This is a genomic window from Pseudomonas sp. SIMBA_067 (genome assembly GCF_046534675.1).
Lineage (GTDB): Bacteria > Pseudomonadota > Gammaproteobacteria > Pseudomonadales > Pseudomonadaceae > Aquipseudomonas > Aquipseudomonas putida.
In genome coordinates this window covers 1-245 of sequence record NZ_JAWRYH010001111.1, presented here as the reverse complement: position 1 = coordinate 245, position 245 = coordinate 1, and the positions used below count along the sequence as shown (strand labels likewise).

At 54.3% G+C, this 245-nt stretch carries 1 protein-coding gene; it reads right to left on the bottom strand.

Features of this window, described 5'->3' with window-relative positions; translation table 11 throughout:
- The coding region (gene elaB / locus SB765_RS32730; RefSeq protein ID WP_410932904.1) for a stress response protein ElaB at positions 1-245 on the bottom strand (245 nt) is incomplete at both ends.

The window sequence follows — 245 nt, the reverse complement described above, 5'->3', positions numbered from 1 at the left end:
AGCAGCAGACCAAGTACCAGACCGGCTGTTGCACCGATACCGACACCCTGCCACGGTTTTTCGTGCACGTAGTCGTCTGCACGGTAAGCCGCTTGCTTAGCGCGATAGTAGTAGCTATCGGACGCCTGGCTGACACGGGATTTCACATCGTTCAGCGCCTGTTCGGCTTTGCTCTTAAGCTCAATGTACTTCTGATCGGCCGGATCACCTGATGCCTTAAGAACTTCTTCCAGCGTTTCAGTCAG